Origin of the sequence: Enterobacter sp. BNK-29, from assembly GCF_048684785.1 — a bacterium.
In the GTDB taxonomy this organism is placed as follows: domain Bacteria; phylum Pseudomonadota; class Gammaproteobacteria; order Enterobacterales; family Enterobacteriaceae; genus Enterobacter; species Enterobacter cloacae_M.
Map to the genome: position 1 here is coordinate 1709401 of NZ_JBLQTU010000001.1, position 18339 is coordinate 1727739.

An 18339-nucleotide genomic window follows, 5' to 3' on the forward strand; every position below is an offset into this window, starting at 1 on the left:
ACACTGTGTGGTACGTATTGTGCGCAAGACAGTTAACCGGCAGGCAGCAAAGGCTTTACCATGAAAACGCCCCTGATCACCCGCGAAGGGTACGAAAAGCTCAAAAAAGAGATGGATTACCTCTGGCGCGAAGAGCGTCCTGAAGTAACCAAAAAGGTGACCTGGGCGGCAAGCCTGGGCGATCGCAGCGAAAACGCTGACTACCAGTACAACAAAAAGCGGCTGCGCGAAATTGACCGCCGGGTTCGCTATCTGACGAAGTGTCTCGAGAATCTCAAAATTGTCGATTACTCCCCGCAGCAGGAGGGCAAAGTGTTCTTCGGCGCGTGGGTGGAGATTGAAAACGACGATGGCGACACCCTGCGTTTTCGCATTGTCGGCTACGATGAAATTTTTGGTCGTAAGGATTACATCTCCATCGACTCCCCGATGGCCCGCGCGCTGCTTAAAAAGGAAGTGGGCGATCTGGCCGTCGTTCAGACCCCTGGTGGTGAAGCCAGCTGGTACGTCAATGAGATCGTCTACGTAAAATAGTCCGAGAGCGCCCTCCCCGGCTGGCATTTTGCCGTGTCAGCCCGTATAACTATCCCCTGATTTTTTCGACTCAACAGATGATAAAGCCATGATGAAAGATTCGCTCTGCCGCATTATTGCGGGTGATATTCAGGCCAGAGCCGAACAGGTAGAAGCTGCCGTTCGCCTGCTTGATGAAGGGAACACCGTGCCGTTTATTGCACGCTATCGTAAGGAAGTCACCGGCGGTCTGGATGACACGCAGCTGCGTAACCTGGAGACCCGTCTGGGCTATCTGCGCGAGCTGGAAGAACGTCGTCAGGCGATCCTTAAATCTATCGGCGAACAGGGCAAGCTGACCAGCGAGCTTGAAAGCGCCATCAACGGCACCCTGAGCAAAACCGAACTCGAAGATCTCTATCTGCCGTACAAACCGAAGCGCCGCACGCGCGGGCAGATTGCGATTGAAGCGGGCCTTGAGCCGCTGGCCGACCTGCTGTGGAACGAGCCGTCCCACGACCCGGAAACCGAAGCGGCGAAATTCATCGACGCCGACAAAGGCGTAGCGGACACCAAGGCCGCCCTCGACGGCGCGCGCTACATTCTGATGGAGCGCTTCGCCGAAGACGCCGCCCTGCTCGCTAAAGTGCGTGATTACCTGTGGAAGAATGCCCACATCGTCTCTACCGTCGTCGCGGGTAAAGAGGAAGAAGGCGCGAAATTCCGCGACTACTTCGATCACCACGAACCGATCTCTACCGCCCCTTCACACCGCGCGCTGGCGATGTTCCGCGGCCGCAACGAAGGCGTGCTCCAGCTCTCCCTGAACGCCGACCCGCAGTTTGACGAGCCGCCGAAAGAGAGCCACTGCGAGCAGATCATTATCGACCATCTCGGCCTGCGCCTGAACAACGCCCCGGCGGACAGCTGGCGCAAAGGTGTGGTGAGCTGGACCTGGCGTATCAAGGTGCTGATGCACCTCGAAACCGAGCTGATGGGCACCGTGCGCGAGCGCGCCGAAGACGAAGCGATTAACGTCTTCGCCCGTAACCTGCACGACCTGCTGATGGCCGCCCCTGCCGGCCTGCGTGCGACCATGGGTCTCGATCCGGGCCTGCGTACCGGAGTGAAGGTCGCTGTGGTTGACGGCACCGGCAAGCTGGTGGCGACCGATACCATCTATCCGCACACCGGCCAGGCAGCGAAAGCGGCCGTCGTGGTAGCGGCGCTGTGCGAAAAATACAACGTGGAGCTGGTTGCCATCGGCAACGGTACGGCCTCGCGCGAAACCGAGCGTTTCTACCTTGACGTGCAGAAGCAGTTCCCGAAAGTGACGGCACAGAAAGTGATCGTCAGCGAGGCGGGGGCATCCGTCTATTCCGCATCCGAGCTGGCAGCCCAGGAGTTCCCTGACCTGGACGTGTCCCTGCGCGGTGCGGTTTCTATCGCACGCCGCCTGCAGGATCCGCTGGCGGAGCTGGTGAAGATCGACCCGAAATCCATCGGCGTGGGCCAGTATCAGCACGACGTGAGCCAGACTCAGCTGGCGCGTAAGCTGGATGCGGTGGTGGAAGACTGCGTAAACGCCGTCGGCGTTGACCTGAACACCGCCTCCGTTCCCCTGCTGACCCGCGTGGCGGGCTTAACCCGCATGATGGCGCAGAACATCGTCGCCTGGCGTGATGAGAACGGCCAGTTCCAGAACCGTCAGCAGCTGCTGAAGGTGAGCCGTCTGGGGCCAAAAGCCTTTGAGCAGTGTGCGGGCTTCCTGCGCATCAACCACGGCGATAACCCGCTGGATGCCTCTACCGTTCACCCGGAAGCGTACCCTGTGGTGGAACGCATTCTGGCCGCCACCCAGCAGGCGCTGAAAGATCTCATGGGTGACAGCAGCGCCCTGCGCAACCTGAAAGCCGTTGATTTCACCGACGACAAATTTGGTGTTCCCACCGTTAGCGACATCATCAAAGAGCTGGAAAAGCCGGGCCGCGATCCGCGTCCTGAGTTCAAAACGGCGACCTTTGCTGACGGCGTGGAAACCATGAACGACCTGCTGCCCGGCATGGTGCTGGAAGGCGCGGTGACCAACGTCACCAACTTTGGCGCGTTTGTGGATATCGGCGTGCATCAGGACGGTCTGGTGCATATCTCTTCCCTTGCCGACAAGTTCGTTGAAGACCCGCACACCGTGGTCAAAGCGGGCGACATCGTGAAGGTGAAAGTGCTGGAAGTCGATCTGCAGCGCAAGCGTATCGCGCTGACCATGCGTCTGGACGAGCAGCCGGGCGACACCAGCGCGCGCCGCGGCGGCAATGGCGGTGGCCGCGAGCAGCAGCGCCCGGCCGCGAAAGCGGCAAAACCGCGTGGACGTGATGCTCAGCCTGCAGGCAACAGCGCGATGATGGATGCGCTGGCGGCAGCGATGGGTAAAAAACGCTAACGCTGTCAATGCCCCTCACCCTAACCCTCTCCCCAAAGGGGAGAGGGGATCGCACAGTGCGGTCTTTCCTCCTCGTCCTCATGGGTGGGGGGAATAAAATCATATCGAAATATATGAAACCGATTGCATAGCCATATTTAAACCACCAATTATCACCCCGTTAACAAATACTCCCCTTTTCGTTTTCCAGGCAATTCAGCAAATATTGAGCCAGGTCAAACAGGCCGTAAATTAATACCGTAAACAACATTCCGTCACAGTTTTAATATTGCTGATAAAAACTATTCTCATTATCATCCCATAGTAGATAATTTAACCTTTCGTGGAATCAGGCGTTATGCAATTCACTCCAGACAGTGCATGGAAGATTACCGGTTTTACCCGCGAAATTAGCCCGGCCTATCGGCAAAAGCTGCTGTCGCTGGGCATGCTGCCCGGCTCGTCATTCCAGGTCGTGCGCGTGGCGCCGCTGGGCGATCCGGTTCACATCGAAACCCGCCGCGTGAATCTGGTGCTGCGTAAGAAAGACCTCGCGTTAATAGAAGTCGAAGCCTTATCCCGATAACAAGCCAGCGGTTTCAGTGAGTCTAAAAAAATGAAAAAGTTAACTATTGGCTTAATTGGCAATCCTAATTCCGGCAAGACTACGCTTTTTAACCAGCTGACCGGAGCCCGCCAGCGCGTGGGCAACTGGGCAGGCGTGACGGTTGAGCGTAAAGAGGGCCAGTTCACGACAACGGACAACCAGGTGACGCTGGTTGACCTTCCCGGCACCTATTCGTTAACCACCATTTCGTCGCAAACTTCGCTCGATGAGCAGATTGCCTGCCACTATATTCTTGGCGGCGACGCGGACCTGCTGATCAACGTGGTCGACGCTTCCAATCTCGAGCGTAACCTTTATCTGACGCTGCAGCTGCTGGAGCTGGGGATCCCCTGCATTGTGGCGCTCAACATGCTCGACATTGCGGAGAAACAAAAGCTGCGCATCGACGTCGATGCCCTCTCCGCGCGCCTGGGATGCCCGGTCGTTCCGCTGGTCTCGACGCGCGCTCGCGGTATTGATGCGCTGAAGCTGGCCATTGACCGTCACCAGGGAAATCATGACATTGAGCTGGTGCATTACGCGAAGCCTCTCCTGCGCGAAGCCAATGTGCTGGCGCAGGAGATGGACAAAAGCATGCCTGCAAAACAGCGCCTGTGGCTCGGCCTGCAGATGCTGGAAGGGGATATCTACAGCCGCGCTTACGCAGGGCATGCGGCCGATAAGCTGGACGCGACGGTGGCCCGTCTTAGCGACGAGCTGGACGATCCGGCGCTGCACATCGCCGATGCGCGTTACCAGGCCATCGCCTCGATTTGCGATGTTGTCAGCAACGCCCTGACGGCAGAGCCCAGCCGCTTTACGGCGGCGGTAGATAAGATTGTGCTTAACCGCTTCCTCGGTTTGCCCATCTTCCTGCTGGTGATGTACGTGATGTTCCTGCTCGCCATTAACATCGGCGGCGCCCTCCAGCCCATTTTCGACGCCGGTTCCGTCGCGGTCTTCGTGCACGGTATTCAGTGGGTGGGTTACACCCTGCACTTCCCGGAATGGTTAACCATCTTCCTCGCACAGGGGATCGGCGGCGGTATCAACACCGTACTACCTCTGGTGCCGCAGATCGGCATGATGTATCTGTTCCTCTCGTTCCTGGAAGATTCCGGCTACATGGCGCGCGCCGCGTTCGTGATGGATCGTCTGATGCAGGCGCTGGGTCTGCCGGGTAAATCCTTCGTCCCGCTGATTGTCGGCTTCGGCTGTAACGTACCGTCGGTGATGGGCGCGCGCACCCTGGATGCGCCGCGTGAGCGTCTGATGACCATCATGATGGCGCCGTTTATGTCCTGCGGCGCCCGTCTGGCAATCTTTGCGGTCTTTGCCGCAGCCTTCTTTGGTCAGCAGGGCGCGCTGGCGGTCTTCTCGCTGTACGTGCTGGGCATCGTGATGGCGATCCTCACCGGTCTGATGCTAAAGCACACCATTATGCGCGGTGAAGCGTCACCGTTTGTGATGGAGCTGCCGGTGTATCACGTGCCGCATCTGAAAAGTCTGGCGATCCAGACCTGGCAGCGCCTGAAGGGCTTTGTGCTGCGCGCCGGTAAGGTGATTGTCATCGTCAGCATTTTCCTGAGCGCGCTGAACAGCTTCACCCTCAGCGGGCAGGCGGCAGATAACATCAACGACTCTGCCCTCGCCTCCGTCAGCCGCGTCATCACGCCGGTCTTCAAACCGATTGGCGTGCATGAGGATAACTGGCAGGCGACCGTCGGGCTGTTCACCGGTGCGATGGCGAAAGAGGTGGTTGTCGGCACCCTGAACACGCTTTACACCGCAGAGAACATTCAGGAACAGGAATTTAATCCGGCAGAGTTTCATCTCGGTCATGAACTGCTGGGTGCCGTAGAGGAGACCTGGCAGAGCCTGAAAGACACTTTCAGCCTGAGCGTGCTGGCGAACCCTATTGAGGCCAGCAAAGGTGACGGCGAAATGGCGACGGGTGCCATGGGCGTGATGGGCGAGAAATTTGGCAGCGCGTCCGCGGCCTACAGCTACCTCATCTTTGTTCTGCTCTACATTCCGTGCATCTCCGTGATGGGGGCGATTGCCCGCGAGTCCAGCCGCGGCTGGATGGGCTTCTCCATCCTGTGGGGGTTAAACATTGCGTACTCGCTGTCGACGCTCTTTTATCAAACCGTTAATTTCAGCCAGCATCCGCGCTACAGCCTGGTCTGCATTCTCGCGGTTGTGCTGTTTAACGTGATAGTGCTCGGCCTGCTGCGGCGTGCGCGCAGCCGCGTCGACATCGACCTGCTGGCAAACCGTAAAACCGCCGCGACCTGCTGCAGCAGCCCGGCGGGCGACTGTCACTAAGGAGCACACCATGGCATCGTTGATTCAGGTTCGTGACCTGCTGGCACTGCAAGGGCGAATGGAGGCGAAACAGCTGAGCCTCAGCCTGCAAACGCCGCAGCCGATGATCGATGCCATGCTGGAAAGACTGGAAGCCATGGGGAAAGCCGTACGGATTCAGGAAGACGCGGACGGCTGTCTCTCCGGCAGTTGTAAAAGCTGTCCGGAAGGAAAGGCCTGCCTCAGGGAGTGGTGGGCGCTGCGTTAACAAAGCCGGGCATCGCTGCCCGGCTTTATCGTATTACTTGTAGACGTCCGCCGTTGCGCGTACGTTTTTGGTCTGTTTTTCTGCGCTGGTGACGACGTAGTACGTTCCGCCCAGCTCATCCGCTTTCTTCGACAGCTCTTTTCTCGCGTCCATCGGCGCGGTGGTGTCAGACGTAGAAATCTCACCAATTTTCGTCAGATTCATGCCGGCAACTTTATCTTTTTCCAGCTCTTTTGCCGCAAAGACGCCAAATGACAGTGACCCAATAACCAGAGAAGTGACAATACCTGTAACAAGTTTCATAGCCTGACTCTCCATAGGATTGTTGTTTTGATTATCGTAGGCAGAACAACCGCAACGACATCTGGAGTATGGTTGCGGTGTGTTACTTTTTCCAGGCAGGATAGAAAATAATCAGTCTAAACGTTGACTTAACGCAATCAGCGCTGAACAAAATTCCGTCGGATGAGAGATAAACGGGGCATGCGCGGCTTTGGCAATGATCTGCGATTCACTCTCCGGCCAGAGCGAATCCAGCAGCGGAACCACTTTGCGCGGCACAATCCCGTCGAGATAACCGTAGATACGCAGGTGCGGCACCGTCAGAGCTGCCAGCGGCTCGCGCAGGTCAACCGTTTTCAGGAGCTCAAGACCGCCGTTAAGCACCTCAACCTCCGGCATCGGCAGCGAAAGCACGGTCTGCTTCAGCGTTCGGGCATCCTTACGCGCGGTGTCAGTGCCCATTGTCTGCAATGCCAGGAACCGCTCTACGGTCCGCTGGAAATCGTCGCTCAGCTGCTGCTGGAAGCCCGCCAGCACGTCAGGCTTGATTCCGGGCCACTCTTCCTGCGCGCTAAAACAGGGCGATGACGCCACCGTCACCAGCGCTTTTACGCGGTCAGGCCGCGACAGCGCAATCTGGCTCGCCACCAGACCGCCCAGGCTCCAGCCCAGCCAGACCGCATTTTGCGGCGCTGCGTCCAGAACCTGCTGCGCCATCTCATCAAGCGACAACGCGCCATACCCGCGGCTGCGGCCAAAACCGGGTAAATCCACCAGATGCAGTGTGAAATGCGAGGCAAGTTCCTCACGTATGCAATGCCATATCTCCGCGTTCAGGCCCCATCCGTGCAGCAGCACAAGATGGCAATTTCCTGTCCCTACGGTCTGCCACCACAGCGTCTTCATCAGTTACTGTTCTCTTTTTTCACATGGAGGTTGCACATGCTAACAGTACCCGGCTTGTGCTGGCTATGCCAAATGCCGCTGGCGCTCAGCGGGTGGGGCGTCTGCTCCGTCTGCACGCGAGCGCTGGAATGGCGTATCGGGATCTGTCCACAATGTGGTTTACCGGCCACAAACCCCTCGTTGCCCTGTGGCCGCTGCCTGAAAAAATCCCCGCCGTGGAGCGCGCTGGTGGCCGTGGATGATTATGTCCCCCCGCTGAGCAGACTGGTTCATGCGCTGAAGTTTTCCGGGCAGAGCTCGCTGGCACAGCCCCTTGCCCGACTGCTGTTGCTGGCGGTTTTGCAGGCGAGACGTCAGCGGGCTCTGGCGAAAATCGACATGGTGGTGAATGTCCCTTTATATCGACGTCGGCACTGGCGGCGCGGCTATAACCAGAGCGACCTGCTCTGCCGTCCCCTCGCGCGGTGGCTCGGCTGCCGGTATGAGGCCCGCGCGCTGACACGCGTTCATGCCACCGCCATCCAGCATCAGCTCAGCGCCCGGCTGCGCAAAAGAAACCTCAAAAATGCCTTTCGCCTTGAATTGCCGGTCGACGGTCTCCATATCGCGATTGTGGATGATGTCGTCACCACGGGCAGTACCGTTGCTGAACTTTCCCGACTGCTTTTGCGAAGCGGCGCCGCGTCGGTTCAGGTATGGTGTCTGTGCCGTACCTTGTAGCCCTTCTTCAATGGGCGTATGATTATACCCAGGTAATTTAGTCAACTATTAGGCCAAAGCTATGATCCGTATTTCCGATTCTGCACAAGCGCACTTTGCCAAACTGCTGGCAAATCAGGAAGAAGGGACGCAGATCCGCGTGTTTGTGATTAATCCAGGCACTCCGAATGCAGAATGTGGTGTTTCTTATTGTCCTCCGGACGCTGTGGAAGCCACTGACACTGCCCTTAAATTTGAGCAGCTCACCGCCTACGTTGATGAGCTAAGCGCACCGTATCTTGAAGATGCGGAGATCGACTTCGTCACCGACCAGCTGGGTTCTCAGCTGACCCTGAAAGCACCGAACGCGAAAATGCGTAAAGTGTCTGACGATGCCCCGCTGATGGAGCGCGTTGAGTATCTGCTGCAATCCCAGATCAACCCACAGCTGGCGGGCCACGGCGGTCGTGTTTCCTTGATGGAAATCACCGACGAAGGTTTTGCCATTCTGCAGTTTGGCGGCGGCTGTAACGGCTGTTCCATGGTCGATGTGACGCTGAAAGAAGGGATCGAGAAGCAGCTGCTGAACGAGTTCCCGGAACTGAAAGGCGTGCGTGACCTGACCGAGCACCAGCGCGGCGAGCACTCTTACTACTAATTCAGTATCCGTCTGTATCGCCCGGTGGCGCTGCGCTTACCGGGCCTACAGAAATAGTGAGGTCTGATGCCCTCACCCCGACCCTCTTCCCACGGGAGAGGGTGAAAACATTAAAAACGGTAACCTCGTGGTTACCGTTTTGCGTTTACCTCCCATATGTTGACCTGCGTCTCATAATTCAAATTTAGCCTCCCAGGGTGATTCTCAATCGCGCCATGTTACCCGTATCATTCTCGTGGGCACTCAGCATCCTTATAACAGCCGACTAAACTTAATGGTTTCGAAGGCATCAGTATGAGTGCCGTTAACACTCTGTTCCCAGTTGGGACAATCGGAATTTGTCGTTGAAACAATGACGTTACCCATAACAATTCAAAGGCCAGGTAAATCATGCCATTAGTCATCGTTGCTATCGGTGTTGTGTTATTACTGCTCTTGATGATCCGTTTCAAAATGAACGGATTTATCGCTCTGGTTCTGGTGGCACTTGCAGTCGGTCTGATGCAGGGTATGCCGCTGGTTAAAGTTATCAGTTCCATCAAAGCCGGCGTCGGCGGCACGCTCGGCAGCCTGGCGCTGATCATGGGCTTCGGCGCCATGCTCGGCAAAATGCTGGCGGACTGCGGAGGCGCACAGCGTATTGCCACCACCCTGATTGCCAAATTCGGTAAACAGCACATTCAGTGGGCCGTGGTGTTAACCGGTTTTACCGTCGGCTTCGCGCTGTTCTATGAAGTGGGCTTCGTGCTGATGCTGCCGCTGGTGTTCACCATCGCGGCTGCGGCAAACATCCCGCTGCTGTATGTCGGTGTGCCAATGGCTGCGGCGCTGTCCGTGACCCACGGCTTCCTGCCGCCGCACCCGGGTCCAACCGCTATCGCAACCATCTTCCACGCGGATATGGGTAAAACCCTGCTGTTCGGTACAATTCTGGCGATCCCAACCGTGATTCTGGCGGGCCCGGTTTATGCCCGCTTCCTGAAAGGCATTGATAAGCCGATTCCGGAAGGTCTGTACAGCGCCAAAACCTTCACCGAAGAAGAGATGCCTGGCTTTGGCGTCAGCGTCTGGACCTCTCTGGTACCGGTGATCCTGATGGCGATGCGCGCCGTGGCGGAGATGATCCTGCCGAAAGGTCATCCGTTCCTGTCCGTTGCGGAATTCCTGGGTGACCCGGTAATGGCAACGCTGATTGCCGTGCTGATCGCGATGTTCACCTTCGGCCTGAACCGCGGCCGTTCAATGGATCAGATCAACGACACGCTGACCTCTTCCATCAAAATCATTGCCATGATGCTCCTGATCATCGGCGGCGGCGGTGCATTCAAGCAGGTTCTGGTCGACAGCGGCGTGGACAAATACATCGCTGCCATGATGCATGAAACCAACGTATCGCCGCTCCTGATGGCCTGGTCTATTGCCGCGGTTCTGCGTATTGCGCTGGGTTCTGCGACCGTTGCGGCGATCACCGCGGGCGGTATCGTTGCCCCGCTGATTGCGACCACGGGCGTAAGCCCTGAGCTGATGGTTATCGCAGTCGGTTCCGGTAGCGTGATTTTCTCTCACGTTAACGACCCTGGCTTCTGGCTGTTCAAGGAGTACTTCAACCTGACGATCGGTGAAACCATCAAGTCCTGGTCCGCGCTGGAAACCATTATTTCGGTGTGTGGTCTGGTCGGGGTGCTGCTGTTGAATATGGTGGTTTGATGTACAAAAGCCGGGTGGCGCTGACGCTTACCCGGCCTACTCGATCCATGCAGGCCCGGTAAGCGTAGCGCCACCGGGCAATAAAAAACCCGCCACTGGCGGGTTTTTTATCACTTCTTCGCGGCTGCTTTTCGCCGCTTGTCCAAATCCTTAATCAGCTTGTTCACCCCATCATCGGCAAACATCTTCTCAAGCGTTGTGGACAGCTTGCGACGCCAGTTCTTGTACTGATAGCTGGTGCCCGGAATGTTCACCGGCTCCGCCATATCAATCCAGTCTTCCGGCTGCAGGCCCAGCAGGGCGCTGTTGCTGTCGGCAATATAGCGCTGCAGGCCGCGATTAAGGGTCGCGGTCATCGACATCAATGACGCCTTATGTCCGGCACGTTTCGGCAGACAGCCCTGCTTGTGCAGCGCATCCAGCAGCCCCTGTTTGGAGAGCTCGCGATCCTGATACAGCCCGCGCAGAACCTCTTCATCAGGATACAGACCCAGCGTTTTACCGAGCGTCAGATCGCCGCTTTCCCAATAGCCACGAAGCGTAGGAAGGTCATGCGTCGTCGCGACTGCCATTGACTGTTCAGGGTACGCTTTCGGCGCGCGGAAGGTTTTCTCATGGTCGTTTTCAAAATAGAGCACTTTATAGGAGTAGACGCCGCTGTCGCGGAGCTTGCTGACAATTTCCACCGGCACGGTACCGAGATCTTCACCGATCACCATGCACTGATGGCGCTTACTTTCCAGCGCCAGGATCGACAGCAGATCGTCAACCGGATACTGCACGTACGCCCCGTGATCGGCCGTTTCACCGTACGGGATCCACCACAGTCGCAGCACGGACATCACGTGGTCGATACGCAGCGCGCCGCAGTTCTGCATGTTCGCGCGCAGCAGGTCGATGAACGGCTCGTAGGCGCGCGCCGCCATGACGTGCGGATCCATCGGCGGCAATCCCCAGTTCTGGCCGAGCGGGCCAAGGATATCCGGTGGCGCGCCGACGGAGGCTTTCAGACAGTAAAGCTCGCGGTCGCACCAGGTTTCCGCGCCGCCTTCCGCCACGCCCACGGCCAGATCGCGATACAGGCCGATCGGCATCTTATAGCCCTGGCTCACCTGCCAGCAGGCTGCAAACTGGCTGTACGCCAGCCACTGCAGCCACAGGTAGAAGTCCACTTCATCGGCATATTTTTTACAGAACGCTTTTACTTCAGGCGTGTCGACGGACTGATACGCTTCCGGCCAGACCGGCCAGCCCCAGCGCATTTCGTCCTCTTTCACCTGATACGCGTGCAGCGCATCAAACGCCGCCTGCCAGTACAGGCTCTCGCCCTCCTGCATCACAAACTGGCGGAACGCGGCCATCTGCTCGTCATCGCGCTGCGAAAAACCTTTCCACGCCAGACGCAGCGCGGCCATTTTCAGCGCCGTGACGGTGGAATAGTCCACCCAGTCCGCGTCGCGCGCCTGCTTCAGTGCCTGCTGCGTGGTGCTGAGTTTCCACCACGCCTGCGCCTCTTTGCTGTTTTTGAAGTCATCTAACGCGTTAACGTCGATATAAATCACGTTCAGCCAGCGGCGGGACGACGGGCTATACGGGCTGGCGCTCTCCGGGTTGGCCGGATAGAGCGCGTGGATCGGGTTGAGCCCGATGAACGCGCCGCCGCGCTCGCCTACGTCCACCAGCATCTTTTTCAGATCGCCAAAATCACCGATGCCCCAGTTGCTGTCGGAGCGCAGGGTGTAGAGCTGCACGCAGGCACCCCACAGCTTTTTGCCTTCGAGCAGCTCCTGCGGCTCGTAGCAGCGTTTTGGCGCGACGATCACCCGGCAGTGGAAACGACGATCGTCCTGGGTGAGCGTTAAGGTGTGATACCCCTCCGGCAGCTTCGCCGGAAGGTTTAACGTTTTGCCGCCGGTGGCGTGGCCTTTATGCTGATGCCCCTCTTCGGTGGTAAGCAGCCAGCTAAACTCGCCGCGCCCCTCCACCGCCACCGGCATCTTTTTGCCTGCGGTGAACACCTTCACGTTCGGCACCGGCGCAACCGACGCTTTCGCGTCGGCTTTGTGCATGGCATCCAGCAAACGTCTTTTGGTGTCGGCGCCAATAGACTGCGGTTTGCCGTGCGCATTAATGTAACTGAGGCTGATCCCCGCCGCCTGCGCGGCGCTGTCCAGACGTTTACTCTCCATCGCGCTTCCTTAGCGTTTTGCCTGCCAGATACGGGCCTGATAATCACGGATTGAACGGTCAGAGCTGAACATACCGCAGCGGGCAGTGTTCAGAATGCACGCGCGGGTCCACGCCTCCTGGTCGCGATACAGCACGTCGACCTGCTTTTGCGCTTCAACGTAGGCCGTGAAGTCCGCCATTACCAGATACGGGTCACCGCCGTGTTTGTCCATGCTGTGCAGCATCTGGTCAAACGCGTGCTTGTCGCCGTCGCTGTATTTACCGCTTTCCAGCTCCTTCAGCACCGCGTCGAGCACTTTGTCTTTCTTACGCCATTTCACCGGGTCATAGCCTTTAGCCTTGATGGCTTTCACCTCTTCCACGGTGTGGCCGAAAATAAAGATGTTCTCTTCACCCACCTTCTCGGCGATTTCGACGTTGGCCCCGTCGAGCGTACCGACGGTCAGCGCGCCGTTCAGCGCCAGCTTCATGTTGCCGGTACCGGACGCCTCTTTCCCTGCCGTCGAGATCTGCTCGGAAATATCCGCCGCCGGGATCAGCATTTCAGCCGCCGAGACGCAGTAGTCCGGCAGGAACACCACCTTCAGCTTGTCGCCCACTTTCGGATCGCTGTTGATCGCCGCCGCCACTTTATTGATGGCGAGGATAATGTTTTTCGCCAGGTAGTAGCCCGGCGCCGCTTTCGCACCGAACAGGAACACGCGCGGCACGCGGTCGGCCTGCGGGTTCTCGCGGATCTCTTTGTACAGCGCCAGAATGTGCAGCAGGTTCAGGTGCTGGCGTTTGTATTCGTGCAGACGTTTGATCTGAATGTCGAAAATGGCATTCGGGTTGATCTCAATCCCGGTACGCACTTTCACAAACTCCGCCAGGCGAACCTTGTTCTCCAGCTTGATCGCGCGGTACTGCTCGCGGAACTTCGCGTCGTCAGCCTGTTTTTCCAGGTTGATGAGCTGGTCCAGATCGTTGGCCCACTCTTTCTTCAGGGTCTTATCCAGCAGACCGGCCAGCAGCGGGTTGCACTGCTTGATCCAGCGACGCGGCGTGATGCCGTTGGTCACGTTGTGGAATTTGGTCGGCCACAGCTGGTGGTATTCCGGGAAGAGATCTTTGACCACCAGATCCGAGTGCAGCGCCGCCACGCCGTTCACCGCAAAGCCGCTGACCACGCACATGTTCGCCATGCGCACATGCTTATCGTGAACCACCGCCAGCTTCGCCCAGACCGCCTTGTTGCCTGGCCAGGTTTTATCCACCAGGATTTTAAACTGGTCGTTAATCTTGTTGATGATCTGCATGTGGCGCGGCAGCAGCGTTTTCACCAGCTTCTCATCCCAGCACTCGAGCGCCTCTGGCATCAGGGTGTGGTTGGTGTAGGCAAAGGTACGGCTGGTGATGGCCCAGGCGTCGTCCCAGCTCAGCTGGTGCTCGTCGATCAGCACGCGCAGCAGTTCCGGGATCGCAATGGTCGGGTGCGTGTCATTGAGCTGAATCACTTCGAAGTCCGGCAGCTGCGCCAGCTTGCGGCCCGCCAGGTGATGGCGACGCAGAATGTCCGCCACGGAGCAGGCGCACTGGAAGTACTGCTGCATCAGGCGCAGCTTTTTACCGGCCAGGTGGTTGTCGTTCGGGTAGAGGACTTTGGTCAGCTTCTCGGCGTCGATGCCCTGCTGCTCGGCGCGCAGGAAATCGCCGTCGTTAAATTTGGTCAGGTTAAACGGATGCGCGTGCTTCGCCTGCCACAGACGCAGCGGCTGCGCCACGCCGTTACGGTAGCCGAGCACCGGCAGATCCCAGGCTTCACCGGTGATGGTGAACGCCGGTTCCCAGAGCCCCTGCTTTGTCACTTTCCCGCCAATACCGACCTGCACATCCAGCTGCGCGTTGTGGCGGAACCACGGATAGGTATTGCGATGCCAGTCGTCCGGCGCTTCCATCTGATGACCATCGGCAAACGACTGACGGAACAGGCCGTACTGATAGTTCAGGCCATAGCCAATCGCCGACTGGCCGACGGTCGCCATGGAGTCAAGGAAACAGGCTGCCAGACGTCCCAGGCCGCCGTTGCCCAGCGCCGGGTCAATCTCTTCTTCGAGCAGGTCGGTCAGGTTAATGTCGTGTTCTTTGAGGACGTCACCGACGTCCTGATACCAGCCAAGGTTCAACAGGTTGTTGCCCGTCAGGCGGCCAATCAGGAATTCCATCGAGATATAGTTCACGTGACGCTGGCCCTTAACAGGCTTCGCCACCGGTTGAGCATCCAGCTGCTCTGCGAGCGCACCGCTCACGGCCTGCCACCACTGGTGAGGCGTCATCTCGTTTGCAGCATGAAGGCCAAAACGCTGCCACTGACGCGTCAGGGCAGCCTGGAATTGAGCTTTGTTGAAGGTAGGCTGTGACATAGGGGATCGGCATCCTTTAGAAAGAAAACACAAGTTGGCGCTAGTGTGCCTGGCTCATTTCCCCTCTTCCTCCTCCTGTGGGGGATTAGACAGGGAGGAGTAGCGGGGATGAGCATAAAAGTGTGATCGAGGCCACTCTCAGAGCATAGTTCGAGTGTGCCCGGAAGATAAAAAAGTAACCGGGGAGAATGTCAAAGAAATGAAATGCAGTTTCGGGTGAAATTAATCCGTTCTGAAATGATTACTTACGTAGAATAATAATTTAGTCATCGGGTTACATTTCCGGAGACTATTACTCTCACTCAACTTTACCCGCACTTTATTAAATTTGACGTCACTATACCTTTCTGAAACCAGTTTCAGCGCAGCGGCAATGTATACAGACAATCCAGCAGTGACGCGGCGTTACGGCCCTTTCGAGAAAGTTCCAACATTTGCCTGAATGTTTTGTGACAGAGTGCAAATTCAGAACCACAAAACCCAGACATAACTTGCAATAGTTCTCTTTCTGTTCGACCTTATATCGTATTAATTACGAAGCGCAAAAAAAATAAAAACTCTCGTTCCCCACAGTGAAGTGAAACCTATGTTGATTCCGTCTAAATTAAGTCGCCCGGTTCGTCTTGACCATACAGTGGTCCGCGAGCGTCTGTTGGCTAAACTTTCCGGCGCGCATAATTTCCGACTGGCGCTGGTTACGAGTCCTGCAGGCTATGGAAAAACAACGCTCATTTCGCAATGGGCCGCGGGTAAAAGCGATCTTGGCTGGTACTCCCTCGATGAGGGTGATAACCAGCAGGAGCGTTTTGCCAGCTATCTGATTGCCGCCATACAGCAAGCCACCCATGGACACTGCGTCGCCAGTGAGGTGATGGTGCAAAAGCGCCAGTACGCCAGCCTGTCCTCCCTTTTCTCTCAGCTGTTTATCGAACTGGCCGAATGGCATCGCCCGCTTTACGTGGTGATCGATGATTACCATCTCATCACTAACCCGGTGATTCATGAATCGATGCGCTTCTTCCTGCGCCATCAGCCGGAAAACCTGACTTTAGTGGTGCTGTCACGCAACCTGCCGCAGCTGGGCATTGCCAACCTGCGCGTGCGCGATCAGCTTCTGGAAGTGGGCAGCCAGCAGCTGGCCTTTACCCACCAGGAAGCGAAACAGTTCTTTGACTGCCGCCTGACATCACCGATTGAGGCCGCCGAGAGCAGCCGTCTGTGTGATGACGTTGCCGGCTGGGCCACGGCGCTGCAGCTTATCGCGCTCTCTGCCCGACAAAACAACAGTCCGGCGCATCAGTCCGCCCGGCGTCTGGCGGGCATCAACGCCAGTCACCTTTCTGACTACCTGGTGGATGAGGTGCTGGACAGCGTCGATCCCTCGACGCGTAATTTCCTGCTGAAAAGCTCGCTGCTGCGCTCCATGAACGATGCGCTCATCGTGCGCGTGACGGGGTGTGAAAACGGCCAGCTGCAGCTCGAAGAGATTGAACGTCAGGGCCTTTTCCTGACGCGCATGGACGATCCCGGCGAGTGGTTTAGCTATCACCCGCTGTTTGGCAGCTTCCTGCGCCAGCGCTGTCAGTGGGAACTGGCGGTTGAACTGCCGGAGATCCACCGCGCCGCTGCCGAAAGCTGGATGGCGCAAGGCTTCCCGAGCGAGGCCATCCACCACGCGCTGGCCGCCGGTGATGCCAGCATGCTGCGCGATATCCTCCTCAACCATGCGTGGGGCCTGTTTAACCACAGCGAGCTGACGCTGCTGGAAGAGTCTCTCAAAGCCCTGCCGTGGGAAAGCCTGCTGGAGAACCCGCGTCTGGTGCTGCTGCAGGCCTGGCTGATGCAGAGCCAGCACCGCTACAGCGAAGTGAACACCCTGCTGGCGCGCGCCGAGCAGGAGATGGAAAGCGAAATGGATACCACCCTGCACGGCGAATTTAACGCGCTGCGCGCTCAGGTGGCCATTAACGACGGCGACCCGGACGAAGCTGAACGGCTGGCGATGGTCGCGCTGGACGAGCTGCCGCTGGCTAACTTCTACAGCCGCATCGTTGCGACCTCGGTGCACGGTGAAGTGCTGCACTGCAAAGGCGACCTCACGCGTTCGCTTTCACTGATGCAGCAAACCGAACAGATGGCGCGTCGTCATGATGTCTGGCATTACGCGCTGTGGAGCCTGATCCAACAGAGCGAGATTTTATTCGCACAGGGGTTCCTGCAGGCCGCCTGGGAAAACCAGGAAAAAGCGTTCCAGCTGATTCGTGAACAGCATCTGGAACAGCTGCCGATGCACGAGTTCCTGTTGCGTATTCGCGCTCAGCTGCTGTGGGCATGGTCGCGTCTGGATGAAGCGGAAAGCTGCGCCCGCCAGGGTGTGGATGTCCTTTCCAGCTTTCAGCCTCAGCAGCAGCTGCAGTGCCTGGCGCTGCTGGTGCAGTGTTCGCTGGCGCGCGGCGATCTCGATAACGCCCGCAACCATCTGAACCGCCTGGAGAACCTGCTCGGCAACGGTCAGTATCATAGCGACTGGGTCTCTAACGCCGATAAGGTCCGGGTGATTTACTGGCAGATGACCGGCGATAAAAAATCCGCCGCCAACTGGCTGCGTCAGACGCCAAAACCGGAATTTGCTAACAACCACTTCCTGCAGAGCCAGTGGCGCAACATTGCCCGCGCGCAGATCCTGCTCGGTGATTTAGAGCCCGCAGAGATTGTGCTGGAAGAGCTGAACGAGAACGCGCGCAGCCTGCGTCTGATGAGCGACCTGAACCGTAACCTGCTGCTGCTGAACCAGCTTTACTGGCAGGCGGGTCGTAAAAACGATGCCCAGCGCGTGCTGCTGGAAGCGCTGCAGCTGGCTAACCGCACCGGGTTTATCAGCCACTTTGTGATTGAAGGTGAAGTGATGGCGCAGCAGCTGCGTCAGCTTATTCAGCTCAACACGCTGCCGGAGCTGGATCAGCATCGCGCCCAGCGCATTCTGCGCGAGATAAACCAGCATCATCGGCACAAGTTTGCGCATTTTGATGAGAACTTCGTTGAACGTCTGCTGAACCACCCGGAAGTGCCGGAGCTTATCCGCACCAGCCCGCTCACGCAGCGCGAATGGCAGGTTCTGGGGCTGATCTATTCAGGCTACAGCAACGAGCAGATTGCCGGCGAGCTGGCGGTGGCGGCGACCACCATCAAAACGCATATCCGCAATCTGTATCAGAAGCTGGGCGTGGCGCATCGTCAGGATGCGGTACAGCATGCGCAGCAGCTGTTGAAGATGATGGGGTATGGCGTTTAGGTTTTGTGCGGCCTGATGCCCTCACCCCGGCCCTCTCCCACAGGGAGAGGGAGAAAGTTTTGTAGGTCGGGTGAGCGCAGCGCCACCCG

The 18339-nt window shown here is 57.7% G+C and carries 13 protein-coding genes; 9 read left to right on the plus strand and 4 right to left on the minus strand.

What is annotated here, in order from left to right; genetic code table 11:
- The first annotated feature begins 60 nt into the window (after positions 1 to 60).
- The 5 genes from greB to feoC all read left to right on the plus strand — a co-directional run bounded on the left by greB (position 61) and on the right by feoC (position 6114).
- Positions 61 to 534, plus strand: a complete 474-nt coding sequence (gene greB, locus ACMGGX_RS08230; protein WP_023309495.1) for a transcription elongation factor GreB — start codon at positions 61 to 63, stop codon at positions 532 to 534.
- A gap of 88 nt (positions 535 to 622) precedes the next feature.
- Positions 623 to 2953: a Tex family protein gene (locus ACMGGX_RS08235; protein ID WP_181593985.1), complete on the plus strand. Its 2331-nt coding sequence runs from the start codon at positions 623 to 625 to the stop codon at positions 2951 to 2953.
- A gap of 337 nt (positions 2954 to 3290) precedes the next feature.
- On the plus strand, positions 3291 to 3518 hold the full coding sequence (gene feoA, locus ACMGGX_RS08240) for a ferrous iron transporter A (RefSeq protein ID WP_008503050.1): 228 nt from the start codon (positions 3291 to 3293) through the stop codon (positions 3516 to 3518).
- Between the two features lie 30 nt (positions 3519 to 3548).
- On the plus strand, positions 3549 to 5867 hold the full coding sequence (gene feoB, locus ACMGGX_RS08245; RefSeq protein WP_181593986.1) for a Fe(2+) transporter permease subunit FeoB: 2319 nt from the start codon (positions 3549 to 3551) through the stop codon (positions 5865 to 5867).
- Positions 5868 to 5877: 10 nt separating this feature from the next.
- Complete coding sequence (gene feoC, locus ACMGGX_RS08250) at positions 5878 to 6114, plus strand: [Fe-S]-dependent transcriptional repressor FeoC (protein ID WP_368744076.1); 237 nt, start codon at positions 5878 to 5880, stop codon at positions 6112 to 6114.
- Between the two features lie 33 nt (positions 6115 to 6147).
- On the opposite strand, the gene ACMGGX_RS08255 is transcribed toward feoC, so the two are convergent.
- Together ACMGGX_RS08255 and bioH are read right to left on the minus strand one after the other, a co-directional pair.
- Positions 6148 to 6417 carry a YdgH/BhsA/McbA-like domain containing protein gene (locus ACMGGX_RS08255; protein ID WP_023309499.1) on the minus strand — a complete coding sequence of 90 codons (270 nt, stop codon included), beginning with the start codon at positions 6415 to 6417 and terminating at the stop codon, positions 6148 to 6150.
- A 111-nt stretch (positions 6418 to 6528) separates the two neighbouring features.
- Entirely contained in the window at positions 6529 to 7302 is a 774-nt protein-coding gene (gene bioH, locus ACMGGX_RS08260) for a pimeloyl-ACP methyl ester esterase BioH (RefSeq protein WP_348562176.1), read from the minus strand.
- Positions 7303 to 7338: 36 nt separating this feature from the next.
- On the opposite strand from bioH, the gene gntX reads away from it, so the two are divergent.
- From gntX to gntT, 3 genes are all read left to right on the plus strand, one after another.
- Positions 7339 to 8022: a DNA utilization protein GntX gene (gene gntX, locus ACMGGX_RS08265; RefSeq protein WP_133551025.1), complete on the plus strand. Its 684-nt coding sequence runs from the start codon at positions 7339 to 7341 to the stop codon at positions 8020 to 8022.
- Positions 8023 to 8083: 61 nt separating this feature from the next.
- Positions 8084 to 8659 carry a Fe-S biogenesis protein NfuA gene (gene nfuA, locus ACMGGX_RS08270; RefSeq protein WP_008503055.1) on the plus strand — a complete coding sequence of 192 codons (576 nt, stop codon included), beginning with the start codon at positions 8084 to 8086 and terminating at the stop codon, positions 8657 to 8659.
- Between the two features lie 390 nt (positions 8660 to 9049).
- Positions 9050 to 10366, plus strand: a complete 1317-nt coding sequence (gntT, locus tag ACMGGX_RS08275) for a gluconate transporter (protein WP_063441650.1) — start codon at positions 9050 to 9052, stop codon at positions 10364 to 10366.
- A 110-nt stretch (positions 10367 to 10476) separates the two neighbouring features.
- Here the strand turns inward: gntT and malQ are convergent, their stop codons facing one another.
- Positions 10477 to 12555, minus strand: a complete 2079-nt coding sequence (gene malQ, locus ACMGGX_RS08280; protein WP_348562175.1) for a 4-alpha-glucanotransferase — start codon at positions 12553 to 12555, stop codon at positions 10477 to 10479.
- Between the two features lie 9 nt (positions 12556 to 12564).
- Positions 12565 to 14958, minus strand: coding sequence for a maltodextrin phosphorylase (malP, locus tag ACMGGX_RS08285; protein WP_348562174.1), 2394 nt, complete (start codon positions 14956 to 14958; stop codon positions 12565 to 12567).
- Positions 14959 to 15544: 586 nt separating this feature from the next.
- Here malP and malT point away from each other — a divergent pair.
- Positions 15545 to 18250 (plus strand): HTH-type transcriptional regulator MalT, encoded by a 2706-nt coding sequence (malT, locus tag ACMGGX_RS08290; RefSeq protein ID WP_063441643.1) that lies wholly within the window; start codon positions 15545 to 15547, stop codon positions 18248 to 18250.
- Positions 18251 to 18339: the final 89 nt, after the last annotated feature.

Coding starts and splice junctions, on each gene's coding strand:
- greB (WP_023309495.1), top strand. CDS start 61: ATGAAAACGCCCCTGATCACCCGCGAAGGGTACGAAAAGCTCAAAAAA.
- ACMGGX_RS08235 (WP_181593985.1), top strand. CDS start 623: ATGATGAAAGATTCGCTCTGCCGCATTATTGCGGGTGATATTCAGGCC.
- feoA (WP_008503050.1), top strand. CDS start 3,291: ATGCAATTCACTCCAGACAGTGCATGGAAGATTACCGGTTTTACCCGC.
- feoB (WP_181593986.1), top strand. CDS start 3,549: ATGAAAAAGTTAACTATTGGCTTAATTGGCAATCCTAATTCCGGCAAG.
- feoC (WP_368744076.1), top strand. CDS start 5,878: ATGGCATCGTTGATTCAGGTTCGTGACCTGCTGGCACTGCAAGGGCGA.
- ACMGGX_RS08255 (WP_023309499.1), bottom strand. CDS start 6,417: ATGAAACTTGTTACAGGTATTGTCACTTCTCTGGTTATTGGGTCACTG.
- bioH (WP_348562176.1), bottom strand. CDS start 7,302: ATGAAGACGCTGTGGTGGCAGACCGTAGGGACAGGAAATTGCCATCTT.
- gntX (WP_133551025.1), top strand. CDS start 7,339: ATGCTAACAGTACCCGGCTTGTGCTGGCTATGCCAAATGCCGCTGGCG.
- nfuA (WP_008503055.1), top strand. CDS start 8,084: ATGATCCGTATTTCCGATTCTGCACAAGCGCACTTTGCCAAACTGCTG.
- gntT (WP_063441650.1), top strand. CDS start 9,050: ATGCCATTAGTCATCGTTGCTATCGGTGTTGTGTTATTACTGCTCTTG.
- malQ (WP_348562175.1), bottom strand. CDS start 12,555: ATGGAGAGTAAACGTCTGGACAGCGCCGCGCAGGCGGCGGGGATCAGC.
- malP (WP_348562174.1), bottom strand. CDS start 14,958: ATGTCACAGCCTACCTTCAACAAAGCTCAATTCCAGGCTGCCCTGACG.
- malT (WP_063441643.1), top strand. CDS start 15,545: ATGTTGATTCCGTCTAAATTAAGTCGCCCGGTTCGTCTTGACCATACA.